Annotated in this window: 17 protein-coding genes and 1 pseudogene; 3 read left to right on the top strand and 15 right to left on the bottom strand. The window is 59.9% G+C overall.

Annotation, left to right across the window (positions count from 1 at the left end; all coding sequences use genetic code 11):
- Position 1: 1 nt before the first annotated feature.
- The 11 genes from hutI to hutC all read right to left on the bottom strand — a co-directional run bounded on the left by hutI (position 2) and on the right by hutC (position 13,928).
- Positions 2 to 1,207, bottom strand: coding sequence for an imidazolonepropionase (gene hutI / locus BZL43_RS17360; RefSeq protein ID WP_095633441.1), 1,206 nt, complete (start codon positions 1,205 to 1,207; stop codon positions 2 to 4).
- A 16-nt stretch (positions 1,208 to 1,223) separates the two neighbouring features.
- Positions 1,224 to 2,633, bottom strand: a complete 1,410-nt coding sequence (locus tag BZL43_RS17355) for an amino acid permease (protein WP_095633440.1) — start codon at positions 2,631 to 2,633, stop codon at positions 1,224 to 1,226.
- Between the two features lie 152 nt (positions 2,634 to 2,785).
- Positions 2,786 to 4,318 (bottom strand): histidine ammonia-lyase, encoded by a 1,533-nt coding sequence (gene hutH, locus BZL43_RS17350; RefSeq protein WP_095633439.1) that lies wholly within the window; start codon positions 4,316 to 4,318, stop codon positions 2,786 to 2,788.
- 117 nt (positions 4,319 to 4,435) lie between these two features.
- Complete coding sequence (hutH, locus tag BZL43_RS17345; protein WP_095633438.1) at positions 4,436 to 5,959, bottom strand: histidine ammonia-lyase; 1,524 nt, start codon at positions 5,957 to 5,959, stop codon at positions 4,436 to 4,438.
- 165 nt (positions 5,960 to 6,124) lie between these two features.
- Positions 6,125 to 6,955, bottom strand: coding sequence for a glycine betaine/L-proline ABC transporter ATP-binding protein (locus BZL43_RS17335; protein WP_095633436.1), 831 nt, complete (start codon positions 6,953 to 6,955; stop codon positions 6,125 to 6,127).
- Positions 6,952 to 7,803: a proline/glycine betaine ABC transporter permease gene (locus BZL43_RS17330; RefSeq protein ID WP_030129253.1), complete on the bottom strand. Its 852-nt coding sequence runs from the start codon at positions 7,801 to 7,803 to the stop codon at positions 6,952 to 6,954. The genes BZL43_RS17335 and BZL43_RS17330 overlap by 4 nt, the downstream gene beginning before the upstream one ends.
- A gap of 71 nt (positions 7,804 to 7,874) precedes the next feature.
- Entirely contained in the window at positions 7,875 to 8,843 is a 969-nt protein-coding gene (locus tag BZL43_RS17325) for an ABC transporter substrate-binding protein (RefSeq protein WP_095633435.1), read from the bottom strand.
- A 68-nt stretch (positions 8,844 to 8,911) separates the two neighbouring features.
- Positions 8,912 to 10,384 carry a cytosine permease gene (locus tag BZL43_RS17320; RefSeq protein ID WP_095633434.1) on the bottom strand — a complete coding sequence of 491 codons (1,473 nt, stop codon included), beginning with the start codon at positions 10,382 to 10,384 and terminating at the stop codon, positions 8,912 to 8,914.
- Positions 10,385 to 10,525: 141 nt separating this feature from the next.
- A complete protein-coding gene (gene hutU, locus BZL43_RS17315; protein ID WP_095633433.1) occupies positions 10,526 to 12,214 on the bottom strand; it encodes a urocanate hydratase in 1,689 nt (562 codons plus the stop codon).
- A gap of 452 nt (positions 12,215 to 12,666) precedes the next feature.
- Positions 12,667 to 13,236 carry a HutD family protein gene (locus BZL43_RS17310; RefSeq protein ID WP_095633432.1) on the bottom strand — a complete coding sequence of 190 codons (570 nt, stop codon included), beginning with the start codon at positions 13,234 to 13,236 and terminating at the stop codon, positions 12,667 to 12,669.
- A gap of 23 nt (positions 13,237 to 13,259) precedes the next feature.
- The gene (hutC, locus tag BZL43_RS17305) at positions 13,260 to 13,928 is read right to left on the bottom strand and encodes a histidine utilization repressor (protein WP_232252242.1); all 669 of its coding nucleotides are present in this window, start codon (positions 13,926 to 13,928) and stop codon (positions 13,260 to 13,262) included.
- 200 nt (positions 13,929 to 14,128) lie between these two features.
- Between hutC and BZL43_RS17300 the strand changes: the two genes are divergently transcribed.
- The gene (locus BZL43_RS17300; protein WP_095633430.1) at positions 14,129 to 15,493 is read left to right on the top strand and encodes a formimidoylglutamate deiminase; all 1,365 of its coding nucleotides are present in this window, start codon (positions 14,129 to 14,131) and stop codon (positions 15,491 to 15,493) included.
- A gap of 124 nt (positions 15,494 to 15,617) precedes the next feature.
- Here BZL43_RS17300 and BZL43_RS17295 read toward each other — a convergent pair whose 3' ends face one another.
- Both BZL43_RS17295 and BZL43_RS17290 read right to left on the bottom strand, forming a co-directional pair.
- Complete coding sequence (locus BZL43_RS17295; protein WP_095633429.1) at positions 15,618 to 16,187, bottom strand: lipocalin family protein; 570 nt, start codon at positions 16,185 to 16,187, stop codon at positions 15,618 to 15,620.
- 33 nt (positions 16,188 to 16,220) lie between these two features.
- Positions 16,221 to 16,475, bottom strand: a complete 255-nt coding sequence (locus tag BZL43_RS17290) for a hypothetical protein (protein WP_019581819.1) — start codon at positions 16,473 to 16,475, stop codon at positions 16,221 to 16,223.
- Between the two features lie 279 nt (positions 16,476 to 16,754).
- Here BZL43_RS17290 and BZL43_RS28855 point away from each other — a divergent pair.
- A pseudogene (locus tag BZL43_RS28855) lies at positions 16,755 to 17,789 on the top strand (cache domain-containing protein); the annotation flags it as partial.
- A 93-nt stretch (positions 17,790 to 17,882) separates the two neighbouring features.
- Positions 17,883 to 18,647: a methyl-accepting chemotaxis protein gene (locus BZL43_RS28850; protein WP_371916218.1), complete on the top strand. Its 765-nt coding sequence runs from the start codon at positions 17,883 to 17,885 to the stop codon at positions 18,645 to 18,647.
- A 127-nt stretch (positions 18,648 to 18,774) separates the two neighbouring features.
- On the opposite strand, the gene BZL43_RS17280 is transcribed toward BZL43_RS28850, so the two are convergent.
- A complete protein-coding gene (locus BZL43_RS17280) occupies positions 18,775 to 19,377 on the bottom strand; it encodes a DUF924 family protein (protein ID WP_095633427.1) in 603 nt (200 codons plus the stop codon).
- A gap of 3 nt (positions 19,378 to 19,380) precedes the next feature.
- A complete protein-coding gene (locus BZL43_RS17275; protein ID WP_095633426.1) occupies positions 19,381 to 20,391 on the bottom strand; it encodes a class 1 fructose-bisphosphatase in 1,011 nt (336 codons plus the stop codon).
- Between the last annotated feature and the right edge of the window lie 97 nt (positions 20,392 to 20,488).

Below are 20,488 nucleotides of genomic sequence, written 5' to 3'. Positions count from 1 at the left end.
CCTAAACGCTCGTTTCGACGCCGTGACGCACGACGCGTTTTTCCAGGTCGCCGCCCAGCCAGTACGACAGGTCGGCGGGTCGATCAATCTGCCAGGCGACGAAGTCTGCGACTTTGCCGGCTTCCAGCGAACCATGAGTCTCGGCCATGCCCAGCGCGGTGGCGGCATGAATCGTCGCGCCAGCCAGGGCCTCTTCCGGGGTCATGCGCAAACAGGTGCAGGCCATGTTCAGCATCAAGCGCAACGACAGCGCTGGCGAAGTGCCCGGATTGAGGTCGCTGGCGATGGCGATTTTTACGCCGTGTTTGCGCAGGGCTTCCATCGGCGGCAATTGGGTTTCCCGAAGGAAGTAGAACGCACCGGGCAACAACACCGCGACCGTGCCGGACTTGGCCATGGCGATGGCGTCGTCTTCGGTCATGAATTCCAGATGATCGGCGGACAATGCGTGGTAACGCGCCGCCAGGCTCGAACCGTGCAGCGACGACAATTGCTCGGCGTGCAGTTTCACCGGCAAGCCGAGGTTCTGCGCGGCGACGAAAACCCGTTCGACCTGTTCCGGCGAAAACCCCAGGTATTCACAGAAAGCGTCCACTGCATCCACGAGCCCTTCGGCAGCCAGGGCCGGGAGCATTTCAGTGCAGATGTGATCGATGTAAGCATCGGCGCGGTCTGTGTATTCCGGCGGCAAAGCGTGGGCGGCCAGGCAGGTGCTGCGCACGCTGACTGGCAGTTCGGCGCCGAGACGACGAACGACCCGAAGCATCTTGCGTTCGTTAGCCAGGTCCAGGCCATAACCGGACTTGATTTCGATGCTGGTGACGCCATCGCGCATCAGGCTTTTCAGACGCTTGGCGGCGCTGGCGAACAACTCGTCTTCGCTGGCGGCGCGGGTAGCGCGCACGGTGCTGGCGATACCGCCGCCGGCCGCTGCTATTTCCGCGTAGCTGACGCCTTGCAGTCGTTGTTCGAATTCGCCGCTGCGATTACCGCCAAACACTGTGTGGGTGTGGCAGTCGATCAGGCCCGGTGTCACCCAAGCCCCGTTCAGGTCATTGACCGCCGGGTATTCGCCCGGCGGCAGTTCGCCGCGTGGACCAATCCACTCAATGTGCGCACCGGACGTCACGATGGCTGCATCCTCGATGATCGAGTAGACGCCTTGCGCCATGGTTGCGACGTGGCAGTGTTGCCAGAGCGTTTTCATCCTGGCCTCCGTTAGGTTATCGATGAGAAAAATCAGGGTCCCGCGCCACCAATGCGGCCTGGCCTGCCGCCGGTTTCACCCACGTCAGGTAGGCCAGCACCAGCAACACGATCCAGACCACGCCGACGATCAACGCCGCCTGGGTGTTCGGGAAATAGCCCAGCACGCCGAAAATGAACAGCATGAAAGCAATCGCCGCCATTGGCGCATAGGGCCAGAACGGCACCGGGAACTTCAGTTGTGCGACCTGCTCGGCGCTCATGGAACGACGCATCGCCACCTGGGTGAACAGAATCATCAGCCACACCCACACCGTGGCAAAGGTCGCAACGGAGGCGATTAACAGAAAGACGTTTTCCGGAATCAGGTAGTTCAGCAACACGCCCAGCAGCAGCGCGCTGCTCATCACCACCACCGTCAGCCACGGCACACCATTGCGCGACAAGCGGGCAAAGCCTTTGGGGGCTTGTCCTTGCTGAGCCAGGCCATACATCATGCGACCCGCGCCGAAGATGTCACTGTTGATGGCCGACACCGCCGCCGAGATCACCACGATATTGAGGATGGTCGCCGCCGAGCTGATACCCAGTTTGTCGAAAATCTGCACGAACGGGCTGCCTTGACTGCCGATCTGCTGCCACGGAAAGATCGACATCAGCACCAGCATCGTCAGCACGTAGAACAACAAAATACGCAACGGTACGGCATTGATCGCCCGGGGCAGCACGCGCTGTGGGTCTTTGGCCTCACCAGCCGTTACGCCGATGATTTCAATGCCGCCGAACGCAAACATCACCACGGCGAACGAAGCGATCAGGCCGCCAACGCCGTTGGGCATGAAGCCGCCATGGCTCCAGAGGTTGCTGATGTCGGTCGCCTGGGCACCGGGTGCGGTACTGATGCCGAACAGCATGATGCCGAAGCCACCCAGGATCATCGCAACGATGGCCGCGACCTTGAGCAGCGACAGCCAGAACTCCATTTCGCCAAAGACTTTGACGTTGCACAGGTTCAAGCCGCCGACCACCGAAACGATGCCCAGGACCCAGATCCAGCGATCGACTTCCGGAAACCAGAAGCCCATGTAAATGCCGAATGCGGTGACGTCGGCCATGCCGACGATGACCATTTCAAACGCGTAGGTCCAACCGAGGATGAAGCCCGCCATCGGCCCAAGATAGGTGCTGGCGTACTGGCCGAAAGAGCCGGCCACCGGGTTGTGCACCGCCATCTCGCCGAGGGCGCGCATGACCATGAACACCGCCGCGCCACCGATCAGGTAAGCGAGCAGGACCGCAGGACCGGCCATTTGGATGGCCGAGGCAGAGCCGTAGAACAGCCCGGTGCCGATCGCCGACCCCAGTGCCATGAAGCGAATATGTCGGGCAGAGAGCCCGCGTTTCAAACCCTTTGCTGGCTGTTGCATTGCTCGTCCCTAATTATTTTTATTGGCGACCTGATCGTTCCCACGCTCTACGTGGGAATGCAGCCCCGTGACGCTCTGCGTCACTGGACGCGGAGCGTCCCAAGAGGCATTCCCACGCGGAGGCGTGGGAACGATCATCAGAGAAGGAGTCGTTACAGGCTAGGCAGCAACTTCGCCGTCACCAGATCGCTCAGGCAACGCGTCGCCAACAACTCGCTCGCCGCATTGATGTCCGGTGCAAAGAAGCGGTCCTTCTCATAGAACGGCACTTCGGCACGCAAGATGGCGCGGACCTTTTCCAGTTTCGGCGAGGTCTTCAGACCTTCGCGCAGATCCAGCCCTTGGGCCGCGGCGAGCCACTCGACCGCCAGAACCCCGCGCGTGTTTTCCGCCATTTCCCACAGGCGCTTGCCGGCAGCAGGCGCCATGGACACGTGGTCTTCCTGGTTGGCGGAAGTTGGCAGACTGTCCACCGAATGCGGATGAGACAGCGCCTTGTTCTCGCTGGCCAATGCCGCCGCGGTTACCTGGGCGATCATGAAGCCGGAGTTCACGCCGCCATTGGCCACCAGGAATGGCGGCAGTTGCGACATGTGCTTGTCCATCATCAGCGAGATGCGGCGCTCGCTCAGGGAACCGATTTCGGCGATGGCCAGGGCCATGTTGTCGGCGGCCATGGCCACCGGCTCGGCGTGGAAGTTACCGCCAGAGATAACGTCACCTTCAGCGGCGAACACCAGCGGGTTGTCGGAAACGGCGTTGGCTTCGATGGCCAATACTTCGGCAGCCTGGCGGAACTGGGTCAGGCAGGCGCCCATGACTTGCGGCTGGCAGCGCAGGGAGTACGGGTCCTGGACCTTTTCGCAGTTCTGGTGCGAGTCGGACACTTCGCTGCGCTCGCCCAGCAGATCGCGATAAGCGGCAGCGGCATCGATCTGGCCTTTCTGGCCACGAGCGGCGTGAATGCGGGCGTCGAACGGCGAGCGCGAGCCCAGTACCGCTTCGACGGTCAGGGCACCCAGCGCCACGGCACCGGCGAACAGGTCTTCGCCTTCAAACAAGCCACGCAGAGCGTAAGCGGTGGACACTTGAGTACCGTTGAGCAGTGCCAGACCTTCTTTGGCAGCCAGGGTCAGCGGGGTCAGGCCGGCAACTTTCAGCGCTTCGGTGGCGGGCAGCCACTCGCCTTTGTAGCGCGCCTTGCCTTCACCCAGCAGCACCAGCGACATGTGGGCCAATGGCGCCAAATCGCCGGAGGCACCGACCGAACCTTTCAATGGAATGTGCGGGTACACCTCGGCGTTGATCAGTGCGATCAGCGCGTCGATCACCACGCGACGAATGCCGGAGAAACCACGGCTCAGGCTGTTGACCTTGAGCACCATGACCAGTCGCACCAGTGCGTCGCTGATCGGCTCGCCGACACCGGCGGCGTGGGACAAAACGAGCGAACGCTGGAGGTTTTCCAGATCTTCGCTGGCGATGCGGGTCGAAGCCAGCAGGCCGAAACCGGTGTTGATGCCATAAGCGGTGCGGTTCTCGGCGAGGATCTGTTCCACGCAGGCAACGCTGGCTTCGATTTGCGCCGCAGCGCTTTGGTCGAGGGTGATTTTGACCGGTTGCTGATAAACATCACGCAGTTGGGCAAGGCTCAGTTGGCCGGGGATCAGGTTAAGCGCAGTCATTTTGTGCTCCTTTTGAGAGTTTGTTATTAACTAGCCACACGCTCCGGAAATATCCGTTGTCCGTCGCTTTCCGCCTTTTGGGCGGATGGCGCCTTGGCACGCTGGCTTATGTAGAAATCAGTTCAGGTTCGGTAACGCCTTGTGCAACAAAATCGGGTCTTTCAAAACACCGGCAGCGGCAGCAATGTCCGGTGCCAGCCAGCGGTCCTGGTCGTAGGCCGGAACCCGCTCACGCAGCAGGCGCCATGCGGTATCGGTGCCAGTACCAAAACGTTGCTCTTTCAAGAATTCAAAAGCCTGGGACGCCAGCAAATATTCAATGGCGAGGATCTGCGTGCAGTTTTCCAACGCGCGATGCAGCTTCAGCGCCGCATGGGTGCCCATGCTCAAGTGGTCTTCCTGCAAGCCGGAAGTCACGTAGTTGTCGAGCACCGCCGGTTGCGCCAGTTGACGGTTTTCCGCACACAGGGACGCGGCAACGTACTGGACGATCATCATCCCGGAATTCACCCCGGGATTGGCCACCAGAAACGCCGGCAGACCGCTGACGTGCGGGTTGATCAAGCGGTCCAGCCGACGCTCGGCGATGGAGCCGATTTCGGCCATGGCGATCGCCAGCAAATCCGCCGCCAATGCCACTGACTGGCCATGCGGGTTGGCCTGGGACATCACGCGGAAGTTGTCCGGCGTGCCCAGCAGCATCGGGTTGTCGGTGACCGAGTTGAGTTCGGTTTCGATCTGCTGTTTCGCGTGCTCAAGTTGATCGCGCGCCGCGCCGTGGACTTGCGGGATCGAGCGGATGCTCAGCGCATCTTGAGTGCGAATGCCCTTGCTGCCGGCAATCACTTCACTGCCATCGAGCAACGCCCGCAGGTTGATGCCGACCTGCTGCATGCCTGGATGAGGCTTGAGCGCGATGATCTCGGCGTCGAACGCGGCAATCTGGCCACGCTGGGCTTCGAAGCTCATGGCACCGATCACATCGGCCCACTGCACCAGACGCGTCGCATCGGCAAGTGCCAGACAACTGAGACCGGTCATGCAGGGCGTGCCGTTGACCAGGCACAAGCCATCTTTAGCGCCCAGTTGCACCGGCTGCAGACCTTCTTCGGCCAGGGCTTGCTGCGCCGAGACAATCTGCCCGCGATAACTGACATCGCCGACACCCAGCAGCGCGATCCCGACGTGGGCCATGTGGGTCAGGTAGCCCACCGAGCCCTGGGACGGCACTTGCGGGGTGATGCCGCGATTGAGCAGCGCCAACAGCGCTTCGACCACCCGGCGATGAATGCCGGATTTGCCCTGGCTGTAATTGACGATGGCGGCGCACATGATTGCGCGGGTCTGTTCATTGGCCAACGGCGCGCCAACGCCACAGGCGTGACTGAGCAAGGTATTGCGCGACAACTGGCTGAGTTGTTCGTCCTTGAGCGAGACGTTGCACAGGGCGCCCAGACCGGTATTGACGCCATAGGCACGCTCGCCGCTGGCGACGATGCGCTGGACGATCGCCTGGGCATTTTCGATCCGCGCCCAGACCTGTGGTGACAGCTCAAGCTGTGCGCCATGGCGAGCGACGGCAACCACATCCTGCCAACGCAACGGGGCGTCGGCGATAACGATTTTTTCAGCCTGGGACATCTGGAGCCTCATGCGAATTATGTTGACCTGTGAAACCCTGTGGCGAGGGGGCTTGCCCCCGTTCGAGCGCGCAGCGGTCGCAGATTTTTTTGGGGCTGCTGCGCAGCCCAACGGGGGCAAGCCCCCTCGCCACAGTGGGTTCTCACCCCTTAACTTTCATCCAGTTCAAACCACCGCCGCCCGCCGCTGTACAAACCGGTCCACATATTCATCCGCCGGCGAATGCAGGATCTCTCGTGGTGTGCCGACCTGAATCAGGCGGCCATCCTTGAGGATCGCGATGCGGTTGCCGATGCGCACGGCCTCGTCCAGGTCGTGGGTGATGAAAACGATGGTCTTGTGCAGGGTCTTTTGCAGCTCCAGCAACTGGTCCTGCATTTCGGCGCGGATCAGCGGATCGAGGGCGCTGAAGGCTTCGTCCATCAAGATGATGTCGGTGTCCGCCGCCAGGGCGCGAGCCAGGCCCACACGCTGGCGCATACCGCCAGACAGCTGATGCGGGTATTTGTTTTCGTAGCCTTTGAGGCCCACGGTGTTGATCCAGTGCAACGCACGCTCGGCGCACATCTGCTTGCTTTCGCCACGCACCTTCAGGCCGTAGGCGACGTTATCCAGCACGGTCTTGTGCGGCAACAGGCCGAAGCTCTGGAACACCATGCTGATCTTGTGCCGACGAAATTCGCGCAGGGCTTCCATGTCGTATTGCAGGATGTCCACGCCGTCTACCAGGATCACGCCGCTGGTGGGGTCGATCAGGCGATTGAAGTGGCGCACCAGGGTCGACTTGCCGGAACCCGACAGGCCCATGATCACGAAGATCTCGCCGGTACCGATGCTCAGCGACAGGTCGTTCACGCCGACGACACAACCGGTTTCGGCCAAGACCTGGTCCTTGGTCTTTTTCTGGCGAATCATTTCCAGCGCGTCTTTGGATCGGTTGCCGAAAATCTTGAAGACGTTTTTGACTTCAATCTTGCTGATGGCTTCGTTGCTCATTTGCTCACCTCATGCCGTGGCCGACCATACGCCTGAGTAATGCGGTCGATGACCACTGCCAGAATCACGATCGCCAGACCGGCCTCAAGCCCACGTCCGACGTTGAGGGTCTGAATCCCCACCAACACATCTTCACCCAGGCCACGGGCACCGATCATCGAGGCGATGACCACCATCGACAGGGCCATCATGGTGGTCTGGTTGATCCCGGCCATGATGCTCGGCAGGGCCAGCGGCAGTTGCACGCCAAACAGTTGCTGCCAGCGATTGGCACCGAAGGCGTTGATCGCTTCCATCACTTCACCGTCAACCTGGCGAATACCCAGATCGGTCAGGCGGATCAGCGGCGGCGCAGCGTAGATCACCGTGGCGAAAATCGCCGGGACCTTGCCCAGGCCGAACAGCATCAGCACCGGAATCAGGTACACGAAGCTCGGCATGGTCTGCATGATGTCCAGCAGCGGCATCAGCACCGAACGCAGGCGATTGCTGCGCGCCGAGAGAATACCCAGCGGAATGCCGATCAGCACCGAGATGACCGTCGCCACCATCATCAATGCCAGGGTCTGCATCAGCTTGTCCCAGAGGCCGACCGCCCCCACCAGGAACAGCAGCCCGACGATGACCGACGTGGTCACGACTTTGCGGGTCGCGTGCCAGGCAACGCCCGCCACGATCGCCAGCATCAGCCACCAGGGCGCCGCACGCAGCAGCCCTTCGAGATTGACGATGGCCCACAGCAGGGTGTCGGAAATGCTGCGGAACACATCGCCGTAGTTAGTGACTAGCGAATCGACCCAACTGTTGACCCAGTCGGCGATGGAAAAAGTAAAGCTTTCGGGAAACATAAAAAGACTCTCAATCAAAGGGTTGCGATCAAGCATCCGACTGCCGTTGCCGACAGCCGGAGACACTCGACCTACAAGGCCGCGTCGATCTTTTTGGCTGCGTCTTCGCTCACCCACGCGTGCCAGACTTCAGGATGTTCCTTCAAGAACATCTTGGCCAGTTTTGGCGATTCGATCCGCTCTTTGGCCATGCGCCCGAGGTTCTGATTGAGCAGGTCGATTGGCAGATTGACCTTTTCCAGCACGGCCACCAGTTCCGGGGCCTGTTCGTGGAAGGTCTTGGACAGGCCGACTTTGATGGTCACGCTCTTGTCCACGCCTGGCTTTTCTTCGAGCTTGACCAGGTCCACCTGGCCCATCAGCGGGGTTGGCGACCAGTAGTAGAACAGGATCGGTTCGCCACGCTTGTAGCTCGACAGCACCGCCGCATCCAGCGCCGGGCCAGTGCCTGGGCGGAAGTTGGTGTAGGTGCTTTCCAGACCGTAGCTTTTGAGCATTTCGCTGTTGTCCAGCTCACAGGTCCAGCCGGCCGGGCAGTTGTAGAAACGGCCCTTGGATGGCTCTTCCTGATCCTTGAACACGGCAGCGTATTTGCCCAGATCGGCGATCGCTTTCAGCTCTGGGGCTTTTGGCTCCAGCTTGCGCTTGGCATCGCCTTCGATCACGTAACGCGGCACGTACCAGCCTTCGATCGCGCCAACCACCGGAGCGCCGACACCGACAACCTTGCCGGCCTTCTCGGCCTTGTTCCAGACTTCGCTACGACCGACCCACTCTTCGGCAAACACCTGGATGTCGTTGCTGCTCAGGGCGTTTTCCATGGTGATGGAGTTGCCTGGCAGGCTGTCGGTCTTGCAGTCGTAGCCTTTCTCCAGAACGATTTGCATCACGTCGGTCAGCAGCATGCCGCTTTCCCAATTCAGGCCGGCGAATTTCACCGGTTTGCCCGATTCGCACCAGCCCGCCGCCTGAGTGGCGCCGGCACTGGCCAACAGGCCCATTGAAAGCAATGTGGTCAGCAGGGTCTTGTTCGATTTCATTGTTTGACGCTCCTAATCATAAGTTGGCTTACGGCAGTCAAGAGGCATCCAGCCCTGTCCACGTCCAGTCAGGCCTGCGCCGCAGCGCGACCGGCCCTGCTTGTTTCAGGTTGTACATCGCTGTCCTGCTCGACCGGCAGGATCAGTTGATCGGGTACGGCGCTGTGCCATTTTTTCGCGCACACGTAATACAGGGCTGCGGGAAGCACCAGGCCGATGATCCAGGAAATATCCACGCCACCCAGAGCGTCCACCAGCGGACCGGTATAGAACTTGGTAGCGATGAACGGCAATTGCACCAGCACGCCGAAGACATAGACGCTGATACCGAGCGGGTTCCAACGGCCGTAGCGACCGTTCGGATCACCCAGCGCCGGCACGTCATAGCGCTCGCGAGTGATGCAGTAGTAGTCAACCAGGTTGATCGCGCTCCAGGGCGTGAAAAAAGCCAGCAAAAACAGAATGAAGGACTTGAACGCACCGAGGAACGAGTGCTGACCGAGCAACGCGATCAGGGTCGCAGTGCCGACGATGAGCAGCACGAAGACCAGACGCTGCAAGCGCGTTACCCGCAAGTCACCCCGGAAACCGCTGATGATGGTCGCAATGCACATGAAGCTGCCGTAGGAGTTCAGCGTGGAAATGGTGACCTTGCCGAACGCGATGCTGAAGTACAGCAGCGCGGCGGTGGCACCGCTGCCGCTCAAACCAACGATGTAAGCCACTTCGTGGCCGGCGAATTGCCCGTTGGCCATGGCGGCGGCAAACACGCCGAGGATCATTGCTACCTGTGCACCGATAACCGAACCGGCGCCGGCGGCGAAAAAGGTTTTCACCGAAGACGTGCTGCTCGGCAGGTAGCGTGAGTAGTCAGCCACGTAGGGGCCGAAGGCAATCTGCCAGGACGCCGCAAGCGACACTGCGAGCAGGAAGCTGTTCCAGCTGAAGTGGCGGATTTGCAGGAGTGCGCCAACGTCAGTCTGGCTCATCAGGCGACTGAACAGGTAAACGAAGGCAATCACGCCAATGACGCTGGCGACACGGCCGATGAAGTGGATCACCCGGTAACCGAGCACCGTGACCAGCACGATGACACTGGCGAAGATAAGAATCCCGACGCTGTCGCTGACGCCAAACAACTGGCCCAGTGCCTGGCCGGAAAGCACAGTGCCGGTTGCGGTAAAGCCGAGATACATCAGGCACACCAGCACGATCGGGATGGCCGCGCCATACACGCCAAACTGTACCCGGCTGGAGATCATCTGTGGCAGGCCAAGCTTGGGCCCTTGCGCCGCGTGCAGCGCCATTACGCCACCGCCGAGCAGTTGACCGATCAACAGACCGATCAACGACCAGAACACGTCACCGCCCAACACCACGGCCAGGGCCCCGGTGACAATCGCGGTGATTTGCAGGTTAGCCCCCATCCACAGGGTGAACTGGCTCAACAGACGACCGTGTCTCTCCGCTTCCGGGATGTAGTCGATCGAACGTTTCTCGATCAACGGTTTACTGCCTGCATGATCGTCATTAACAGCCATGATTCAACCTCTGTGGATTGTTTGTCGGTGTTGGTGATCCCTGTAGGAGCGAGGCTTGCCCGCGAACCGCGGTGTGTCAGAAAAAACGCCTTCGCGGGCAAGCCTCGCTCCTACAGGTTTTGCATCAAGCCAAAGCCTGTTCTATTTACCGGTAATCATCGGCAGGTTCAGGCCTTGTTCCTTGGCACAGTCGATTGCGATCTGGTAACCCGCATCGGCGTGACGCATGACACCGGTGGCCGGGTCGTTGTGCAGCACGCGAGCGATACGCTCGGCCGCTTCGTCTGTACCGTCGCAGACAATCACCATGCCCGAGTGCTGGGAGAAACCCATGCCGACGCCACCGCCGTGGTGCAGGGAAACCCAGGTCGCGCCGCTCGCGGTGTTGAGCAGAGCGTTGAGCAGTGGCCAGTCGGATACGGCGTCGGAACCGTCCTGCATCGATTCGGTTTCGCGGTTCGGGCTGGCAACAGAGCCGGAGTCCAGGTGATCGCGACCGATCACGATTGGCGCGGACAATTCACCGCTGCGCACCATTTCGTTGAACGCCAGACCCAGCTTGGCGCGCAGACCCAGGCCAACCCAGCAGATACGTGCCGGCAGACCCTGGAAGCTGATGCGCTCGCGGGCCATGTCCAGCCAGTTGTGCAGATGGGCGTCGTCCGGGATCAGTTCTTTTACTTTGGCGTCGGTCTTGTAGATGTCTTGCGGATCGCCCGACAGCGCAGCCCAACGGAACGGGCCGATGCCACGGCAGAACAGCGGACGGATGTAAGCCGGGACGAAACCCGGGAAGTCGAACGCGTTTTCAACGCCTTCTTCTTGGGCCATCTGACGGATGTTGTTGCCGTAGTCGAAGGTCGGAATACCCATTTTCTGGAAGTCGAGCATCGCTTTGACGTGCACAGCCATGGACTGCTTGGCGGCTTTGACCACGGCAGCAGGCTCGGTCTTGGCGCGAGCGCGGTACTCTTCCCAGGTCCAGCCGGCTGGCAGGTAACCGTTGAGTGGATCGTGGGCGCTGGTCTGGTCGGTGACCATGTCCGGGCGCACGCCGCGCTTGACCAGTTCCGGCAGGATTTCAGCCGCGTTGCCCAGCAGAGCGATGGAAATCGCCTTGCCTTCCTTGGTGTATTTGGCGATGCGGGCCAGCGCGTCGTCGAGGTCGGTGGCTTGCTCATCGACATAACGGCTGTTCAGACGGAAATCGATGCTGACCTGCTGGCATTCGATGTTCAGCGAGCAAGCGCCGGCCAGGGTTGCGGCCAATGGTTGAGCGCCGCCCATGCCGCCCAGGCCTGCGGTCAGGACCCAACGGCCCTTGAGGTTATCGTTGTAGTGTTGGCGACCGGCTTCGACGAAGGTTTCGTAGGTGCCCTGGACGATGCCCTGGCTGCCGATGTAGATCCAGCTGCCAGCGGTCATCTGGCCGTACATGGCCAGGCCTTTGGCGTCGAGTTCGTTGAAGTGTTCCCAGCTCGCCCAGTGTGGCACCAGGTTGGAGTTGGCGATCAGCACGCGCGGGGCGTTGCTGTGGGTCTTGAACACGCCAACCGGCTTGCCGGATTGCACCAGCAGGGTCTCGTCGTCGTTCAGGTTGGTCAGGCTTTCGACGATCTTGTCGTAGCATTCCCAATTACGTGCCGCACGACCGATGCCACCGTAAACCACCAGTTCTTTAGGGTTCTCGGCGACTTCCGGGTCGAGGTTGTTCATCAGCATGCGCAGCGGCGCTTCAGTCAGCCAGCTTTTGGCGGTCAGCTTGTTACCGCGTGCGGCACGGATATCTACATTGCGGTATTTAGTAGGTTTCTGGGTATTGTCAGTCACGAAAAAGACTCCTCAGCGATCAATCCAAACCAACCCTGGCGGTGGGCAAGCCAGCCTGTGCGCGTCAACGCGACACAAGCGAATCAGTGGACGTTGCGAGGAGTCTCGAATCGACTCATACGCATACGTCTTTACTTGTACATACAAGCATATGCAATCAAGCGGCCAACTTGCTGAATGGGTGTTCAAGAAAAATTTTGAACATGGCTGGAGAGCGCCTGAATCAAGGGTTCTGGCGAAAATGAAATTTTTCTGGGGGATTTTGCGAAGGGCGTGGAGTTGTTACTTGAGCGTGGTTTTGCGCCACGCTGGGGCGTTCGGTAACAAAGTGGTGCGCGATGGGAAACGGGTTTTGAGCCCAGAAAAGCATCGCGGGCAAGCCCGCTCCCACAAGTACGATGATGTCCCTGTGGGAGCGGGCTTGCCCGCTATAGAGGCGACTCGGTGCTGGATCAGCGCGCAATCAGCTCGATCACACAGCACTGGCCATTGCTGGAGATATCCAGCAGGCCAACATTACCGTCCAGTTGCAGGCAATCATGGCGTCCTAGCTGAGAAGCGCTGCTATCAACCGTCACTTCAAGCTGTTCAGCCACGCTGAACACCAGCACGGTGCCGGCCGAACTGAAAAACCGTTGTTCGCCCTCCAGCCATTGCAAGCGCGCGTGGTAGCGGTCCGGCGCATAAATCAAGTTGAAATCGCGAATCGGCCCGCCGAGCAATGTGCAGAACACATGGCTCTCGCCACTGAAAGCAAACGGGTCCAGCGGTAACAATGGCCGCGTGTTCTGACCCTCGACGCGCAAGGTCATGCCCTCGCCTTGCAGCACGGTGATCACTCGCTCATAGCCGGCAAAGATGGAAAACCCGCCCGATTCGCCGATGTCGGCAATCGACAGGCGCCAGCCAAAACCCTCAAGGCCCACGCCGCTATCACGGGTGATTTCTTCGGTGCTGCCGCCGCCGTTTTTCCACGGCATGCGCGGGTAATCTGCTGCGCGTAAAACTTTCAACTGGCTCATTAGGGCTCTTTATTTATGGCTCTTTATTTGTGGAACCGTCCTTCCAGACGATGACGGGAACCGGGGTGGATCAAACGGGCGGCGGTCACGGGCTGACGGCCGGACCAGGTGCGGCGACGAATCAGCAGGCACGGCTCGCCCTTTTCAATCTGCAGCAATTTGCATTCGGACGGCTCGGCGAGAATCGCTTCGACCACGTGCTCGCCTTCGGTCAGCGGCGCCACCTGATTGAGATAGGCGTAAGGCGTTTGCAAGGTGAAATCTTGCTTGAGGTACTCCGGCGCCACCAGTGCGTTGACGAAACGGTCTTCGATTTGCACCGGAATATCGTTTTCGAAATGCACGATCAGCGAATGGAACACTTTCTGCCCTTCACGCATGTCCAGCGCCAGGGCCCGCTCGGAACCGGCGGCCTCTTCTTCGAGGGTGATCACCTTGCACGTATGGCGATGGCCACGGGAGGCAATTTCGTCGGCAATGTTGTGCACTTCAAACAGGGCAGACTGGCTTTTCGGTTCGGCGACGAATGTTCCGACGCCTTGCATACGCACCAACAGGCCATCGGCGGTCATCTCGCGCAGGGCGCGGTTGATGGTCATGCGGCTGAAACCCAGCTGGCTGACCAACTCGCTTTCCGACGGAACGCGGTAGTGCGGCGGCCAGTTTCCACTGTCGATCTGCTGGGTGATCATCTGTTTGACGCGGGCGTACAAGGGCGCCGGACTGTCGCCCAGATTGGCGCTCAGATGGGCATTCGGCGGCAATGTGGCAGAGGGAGTCGGCACGGTTAATCCTTGTTCATCTATTAGAGATTGCTAGCTTGCCGGAGTTTACCGAGCAGGCAAACGTCTGTATATGTATATACAAATAACACACGATGGGGTGCTGAACCATGTCCGCCTTCTTTGCCGAACGCGCGCTGCTGCCTAGTGGATGGGCCAACAATGTACGTCTTGAGGTCAGCGCCGATGGCGTGCTGACCCATATTCAGGCCGATTCTCACGCAGATGACGCCGAACGGTTGAGCGGTCCGCTACTGCCGGGGATGCCGAATCTGCATTCCCACGCCTTCCAGCGCGCCATGGCCGGGCTGGCGGAAGTGGCGGGCAATCCGAATGACAGTTTCTGGACCTGGCGCGATTTGATGTACCGGCTCGTCGGAAAAATCAGCCCGGACCAACTCGGCGTGATCGCCCGTCAGCTCTATATCGAAATGCTCAAGGCCGGCTACACCTCGGTCGCGGAGTTTCATTACGTCCACCACGATACGAGCGGTCAACCATACGCTGACCCGGCCGAACTGGCGCTGCGCATCAGCCAGGCGGCCAGCTCCGCCGGTATCGGCTTGACCCTGCTGCCAGTGCTCTACAGCCACTCCGGTTTTGGTGGCCAGGCCCCGAACGAAGGTCAGCGCCGCTTTATCAACAGCACGGAAAACTACCTCAAACTTCAGTCGCGCTTGCAGCCGATCCTGGCCCGGCAAGCGGCGCAGTCGCTGGGTTTGTGTTTCCACTCGTTGCGCGCGGTAACACCGCAGCAGATCAGCGAAGTACTGGCCGCCAGCGACCAGCAGTGCCCGGTGCACATTCACATTGCCGAACAGCAGAAGGAAGTCGATGACTGCCTGAGCTGGAGCGGCCGCCGTCCACTGCAATGGCTGTACGAAAACACTGAAGTCGATCAGCGCTGGTGCCTGGTCCACGCGACCCACGCCAACCCGGAAGAAGTTACGCTCATGGCCAAGAGCCGCGCCATCGCGGGTCTATGCCTGACCACCGAAGCCAACCTTGGCGACGGGATTTTTCCGGCGGTGGATTTCCTGGCGCAGGGCGGGCGCATGGGCATCGGTTCCGACAGCCATGTGTCGTTGAGCGTGGTGGAAGAATTGCGCTGGCTGGAATACGGCCAGCGTTTGCGCGATCAGCGGCGTAATCGTTTGTATGGCGCGGATCAGCCGATGGTTGGCCGCACACTGTACGACGCCGCGCTGGATGGCGGTGCCCAGGCGCTGGGACAACCGATTGGCGCGCTGGAAGTAGGCAAGCGTGCGGATTGGCTGGTGCTGGACGGTAACGATCCGTACCTGGCGACGGCCAGTGGCGACGGGATTCTCAATCGTTGGCTGTTTGCCGGTGGTGACCGTCAGGTGCGGGATGTGCTGGTCAACGGCCAGTGGGTTGTGCGTGATGGGCGGCATGCCGGGGAAGAAGAGAGTAACCGGGCGTTTACCCGGGTGCTGCGCGAACTGCTCGGTTAACCGAAAAAGCAAAAGATCGCAGCCTTCGGCAGCTCCTGCATTGATCCGGTTGATCGCAATAATGCGGATCAACACGGACTCTGTAGGAGCTGCCGCAGGCTGCGATCTTTTTTCGGTCGCGCCGCTAGTTGGAAGTCTTGGCCATCTGCGAATCCGACGCGCGCCAGATCAGTCGCGTCGTGTCATAACCCTGTTGACGCGCCTTGCTCAGCAGCTCTTCTCGCACGACACCATTGACCGTCGGGGTGCGTGACAGCAGCCAGAGGTGACGACGGCTCGGGTCGCCGACAATCGCGGTCTTGTAATCATCGCTGACGTACAACACCCAGTATTCCCCCTTCGCCACACCCGGGATCAGTCGCGAGAACCAGGTATCGAACTCGACCCACAGCTTGTCGGCCTTGCCGGGTACCTGTGGATAAGCCGTGCCTTTGGCCTCTTCCCATTGCCAATCCGACGTCAGGCAGCGGTTCAACACCGCCATGTCACCGTCAGGCTTGAGGGTGTAATGGGCCTCGGATTGCGCGCAGTTGCGCTGGAAATACATCGGCAGCCGCGCCAATTCGTACCAGGTTCCCTGGTAACGCTTGAGGTTGACCGTGTTGACGGTCTTGGGTGCCAATGGATCTACGCCAGAAGTGGCGCAGCCGGCCAATACCAGGCTGGCAAAAAGAACGATCAGTAACCGCTTCATTATTTTTTTCTCCCGTGGGCGAATAGCCCCGGTTTACTTCAGGCCTTGGCCAGAAAACATCAGCACTTTGTCACCGGCATACTGCACGCTGATAAAGCTGTTTTTGTCACCCCAGGTGCAACTGGACATGCCGAGCGCACCCGAGCAATCGGTCGGTTTGCCCAGCAAGGTTTCAACCTCGGCCTTGGGCATGCCGGTCGACAGCTTCGAATAATTTTCCTGATTGATCTTGCTGCACGCTGCCAACAACACGCAGAACGAGAGCAAGGCGATAGATCGCAGCGACATGGTGTAACTCCTGGGGCGTAGGGAATGGCATGGCTGCCAAGCTGAAGCTTAGAAGAGAAAACCCCTCTCTGGTTCCCTGACCCTGCGGCTATTTGTTTGGCCATCCGTCAGCCGTTTGACGATAAATCAGCCACTTTTTTCCGCCACTGAATATTTCCTTGGTTTTCGCAGAAGCCGCCTAATCTTTGGCGCTGGCCAGTCGACATAGAAGCAGTGTAATGCCTTCCACTGCGGCAAATTGACACCCTTGTTGATCAGCCCTTCGCGGTAGCTCATTTAATGACCAGAAACATGAAATTCAGCCACAAAATCCTGTTGGCGGCCGCCCTTGTGGTGGCCGTTGCATTCGTCTGTTTCATCCTGTTCAACGATTACCGCCAGCGGCAGACCCTGCGCAGCAGTACCGAGTCTTCAATGCAGGAACTCGGCAGCCTGACTACCAGCAACATTCAGACCTGGCTGGAAAGCCGCATTCAATTGCTGCAATCGCTGGCCCAGCAAATCGCCGTGGACGGCAGCGCCCAGGCCAATCTCAAGCGCGCCATCGACCTGCCGGCCTACACCGGCAACTTCCAGCTGAGCTACTTCGGCGGCATCGATGGCGTGATGTTCTCGGTCCCGGCCGGCAATCGCGCCGCGGACTACGACCCGCGTGCTCGGGGCTGGTACAAGGCGGCCAACAATGCGCAACAGACCATCGTCACCGAACCCTACATTGCGGCATCGTCGGGCAAACTGGTGATGACCGTTGCCACGCCGGTGAAGCACCAGAATCAAATGATTGGCGTCGCCGGTGCAGACATTGATCTGTCCAGCGTCAGCGCGATCATCAACTCGCTGAACTTCGACGGTCATGGCCATGCGTTTATCGTCAGCGCCGATGGCAAGATCCTGATCCACCCGGACAGCAAACTGGTGCTCAAGAACCTGGCCGACGCTTACCCCAACGCAGCGCCGAAGATCAGCCCCGGCCTGAAAGAGGTCGAACTGGACGGCAAAACCCGGTTCATCTCCTTCACCCACGTCAACGGTGTGCCGTCGGCAGACTGGTACGTGGCGCTGGTGCTGGATAAAGACACCGCGTTCTCGATGCTCAGCGAATTTCGTACCTCGGCAATCATCGCCATGGTTATCGCCGTAGTGATCATCATCGCGTTGCTGAGCATGTTGATCCGTGTGCTGATGCAACCGCTGCTGACTATGGGCCGCGCCATGCATGACATCGCCGAGGGCGAAGGCGACCTGACCAGGCGCCTGACCATTCACGGCCAGGATGAGTTCGGTGCGCTGGGCACCTCGTTCAACCGTTTTGTGGAACGCATTCATACCTCGATCCGTGAAGTGTCCTCGGCCACCGGCCAGGTCAATGAAGTCGCCTTGCGCGTGGTCGCGGCCTCCAACTCGTCGATGTTCAACTCCGATCAGCAAGCCTCACGCACCAGCAGCGTGGCTGCCGCCATCAACGAACTGGGTGCCGCCGCCCAGGAAATCGCCCAGAACGCCGCCCTCGCCTCGCAACATTCGAGCGACGCCCGCGCCTTGGCCGAAGATGGCCAGCAAGTGGTGGATAAAACCATCGCAGCCATGCAGCAGCTATCGGCAAAAATCAGCGATTCCTGCGCCAACATCGAAACCCTGAACAGCAACACGGTGAACATCGGCCAGATTCTGGAAGTGATCACCAGCATTTCCCAGCAAACCAACCTGCTGGCGCTCAACGCGGCCATCGAAGCGGCCCGTGCCGGTGAAGCCGGTCGAGGTTTTGCGGTGGTTGCCGATGAAGTGCGCAACCTCGCCCACCGCACTCAGGATTCGGCGCAGCAAGTGCAAAAGATGATCGAAGAACTGCAAGTCGGCGCCCGGGAAGCGGTCAGCACCATGACTGATAGTCAGCGCCAGAGCGAAAGCAGCGTCGGCATCGCGAACCAGGCCGGCGAACGCCTGGGCAGCGTGACCCAGCGCATCGGGGAAATCGACGGGATGAACCAGTCCGTGGCCACCGCGACCGAGGAGCAAACCGCGGTGGTGGAGTCGATCAACGTCGACATCACCGAGATCAACACGCTGAACCAGGAAGGCGTGGAGAATTTACAGTCGACCTTGCGTGCATGTGCTGATCTTGAGCAGCAGGCGGCGCGGTTGAAGCAGTTGGTGGGTAGTTTCAGAATTTAACTGCCAGTCACTGATCATTCCCACGCTCTGCGTGGGAATGCCTCAACGGACGCTCCGCGTTCGGCTCTGAAAGGGACGCGGAGCGTCCCGGGCTGCATTCCCACGCGGAGCGTGGGAACGATCAAAGCTAGAAGCGGGATCCAGGCCCTGAAAGAAACTCAATTTCCTCAACCGTAGATTCACGCCCCAACACCGCATTGCGATGGGGAAACCGGCCAAACCGCGCAATGATTTTCTGATGCCGCTCGGCATAATCCAGGTTGTCGGCAAACACCGCCCGATCCGCCCCGGATTGCTGTTCAACCAGATCGAGAAACCGCGAAACCGCTTCGTTCTGCACGGCCAGATTTTCGCAGTGTTCGAACACCAGATAGATAAACACCCGCTGGATCGGTCGTAGTTGCCGATCGAAATCCGCAGCAATGCCTTGCGCCACCAGTGCCTGAGCCCTGAGATCGCCTGAAAAGGCTTTGGGTGTGTCGCGATAGATCATGCGCGGGAGTTGATCGAGCAACAGCACCAGAGCCAGCCAACCTTCGGGGCATTGCGCCCATTCGGTCAATTCGCCGGCCAGTGCCTGCTCGACCTGGCCCCCGAAACGCGTCCGCGCTTCGAGGTCCTGGCTGTCGCGCTTGCCGAACCATAACGTGCCCTTGTCAGCCGCTATTTCGTTGGGGGATTCGAAAGATCCGAACCACCATTGAAGCAACGGCTGCCAGGGCGCGCTCATGGTTTATTCCTTGTGGTAAGCCGTAACGCGGGCAACTTCTTCTTTCGAACCGAGGAACACCGCAACACGCTGGTGCAAGCCTTCCGGCTGGATGTCGAGGATGCGCTGGTGGCCATCGGTGGAAGCGCCGCCAGCCTGTTCAATCAGGAACGACATCGGGTTGGCTTCGTACATCAGACGCAGCTTGCCCGGCTTGGACGGCTCGCGGCTGTCGCGTGGGTACATGAACAGACCACCACGGGTCAGGATACGGTGCACGTCGGCGACCATTGCGGCGACCCAACGCATGTTGTAGTTCTTTTTCAACGGCCCTTCTTCGCCCGCCAGCAATTCGCTGACGTAGCGTTGTACCGGTGCTTCCCAGTGCCGCTGGTTGGAGGCGTTGATGGCGAATTCCTGGGTGGCTTCAGGAATGGTGATGTCTTCATGGGTCAGGACGAAGCTGCCCATTTCGCGGTCCAGGGTGAAACCTTTCACGCCGTCGCCCAGGGTCAGGATCAGCATGGTCTGGGGACCATAAATGGCATAACCGGCGGCCACTTGCTGGGTACCTGGCTGCAGGAAAGCCTTTTCATTCAAGGGCTCGTTCTGGCTCAGGTATTCGTTCGGGCAACGCAGTACCGAGAAGATGGTGCCGACCGGCGCGTTGATGTCGATGTTCGACGAACCGTCCAGCGGGTCGAATACCAGCAGATAGGCACCTTTCGGGTATTTGCCCGGGATCTGGTAGGCATTGTCCATTTCTTCGGACGCCATGCCGGCCAGGTGACCGCCCCACTCGTTGGCTTCAAGCAGGATTTCGTTGGACAACACGTCAAGCTTCTTCTGCACTTCGCCCTGAACGTTTTCGGTGCCCATGCTGCCCAGAACACCACCCAGGGCGCCTTTGGAGACGGCGTGGCTGATTTCCTTGCAAGCACGCGCCACCACTTCGATCAGGAAGCGCAGATCGGCAGGAGTGTTGTTGCTGCGGGTCTGCTCAATCAAATAGCGACTCAAGGTAACGCGGGACATGGACGGCTCCGGTGGAATGGGGGGGCTAAAAACCCGCGCAGTTTAACGCGAGTCGGGGCGCATTTCCTCCTATCAGACGTGATACGCCCAATAGAGT

The organism is Pseudomonas sp. PICF141 (genome assembly GCF_002286815.1).
In the GTDB taxonomy this organism is placed as follows: domain Bacteria; phylum Pseudomonadota; class Gammaproteobacteria; order Pseudomonadales; family Pseudomonadaceae; genus Aquipseudomonas.
This window is presented reverse-complemented; position numbering and strand designations above follow the sequence as displayed.

Bases quoted from the DNA above. Each gene is read 5' to 3' on its own strand.
- hutI (WP_095633441.1), bottom strand. From the start codon at position 1,207: ATGAAAACGCTCTGGCAACACTGCCACGTCGCAACCATGGCGCAAGGC.
- BZL43_RS17355 (WP_095633440.1), bottom strand. From the start codon at position 2,633: ATGCAACAGCCAGCAAAGGGTTTGAAACGCGGGCTCTCTGCCCGACAT.
- hutH (WP_095633439.1), bottom strand. From the start codon at position 4,318: ATGACTGCGCTTAACCTGATCCCCGGCCAACTGAGCCTTGCCCAACTG.
- hutH (WP_095633438.1), bottom strand. From the start codon at position 5,959: ATGTCCCAGGCTGAAAAAATCGTTATCGCCGACGCCCCGTTGCGTTGG.
- BZL43_RS17335 (WP_095633436.1), bottom strand. From the start codon at position 6,955: ATGAGCAACGAAGCCATCAGCAAGATTGAAGTCAAAAACGTCTTCAAG.
- BZL43_RS17330 (WP_030129253.1), bottom strand. From the start codon at position 7,803: ATGTTTCCCGAAAGCTTTACTTTTTCCATCGCCGACTGGGTCAACAGT.
- BZL43_RS17325 (WP_095633435.1), bottom strand. From the start codon at position 8,843: ATGAAATCGAACAAGACCCTGCTGACCACATTGCTTTCAATGGGCCTG.
- BZL43_RS17320 (WP_095633434.1), bottom strand. From the start codon at position 10,384: ATGGCTGTTAATGACGATCATGCAGGCAGTAAACCGTTGATCGAGAAA.
- BZL43_RS17310 (WP_095633432.1), bottom strand. From the start codon at position 13,236: ATGAGCCAGTTGAAAGTTTTACGCGCAGCAGATTACCCGCGCATGCCG.
- hutC (WP_232252242.1), bottom strand. From the start codon at position 13,928: ATGATCACCCAGCAGATCGACAGTGGAAACTGGCCGCCGCACTACCGC.
- BZL43_RS17300 (WP_095633430.1), top strand. From the start codon at position 14,129: ATGTCCGCCTTCTTTGCCGAACGCGCGCTGCTGCCTAGTGGATGGGCC.
- BZL43_RS17295 (WP_095633429.1), bottom strand. From the start codon at position 16,187: ATGAAGCGGTTACTGATCGTTCTTTTTGCCAGCCTGGTATTGGCCGGC.
- BZL43_RS17290 (WP_019581819.1), bottom strand. From the start codon at position 16,475: ATGTCGCTGCGATCTATCGCCTTGCTCTCGTTCTGCGTGTTGTTGGCA.
- BZL43_RS28850 (WP_371916218.1), top strand. From the start codon at position 17,883: ATGTTCAACTCCGATCAGCAAGCCTCACGCACCAGCAGCGTGGCTGCC.
- BZL43_RS17280 (WP_095633427.1), bottom strand. From the start codon at position 19,377: ATGAGCGCGCCCTGGCAGCCGTTGCTTCAATGGTGGTTCGGATCTTTC.
- BZL43_RS17275 (WP_095633426.1), bottom strand. From the start codon at position 20,391: ATGTCCCGCGTTACCTTGAGTCGCTATTTGATTGAGCAGACCCGCAGC.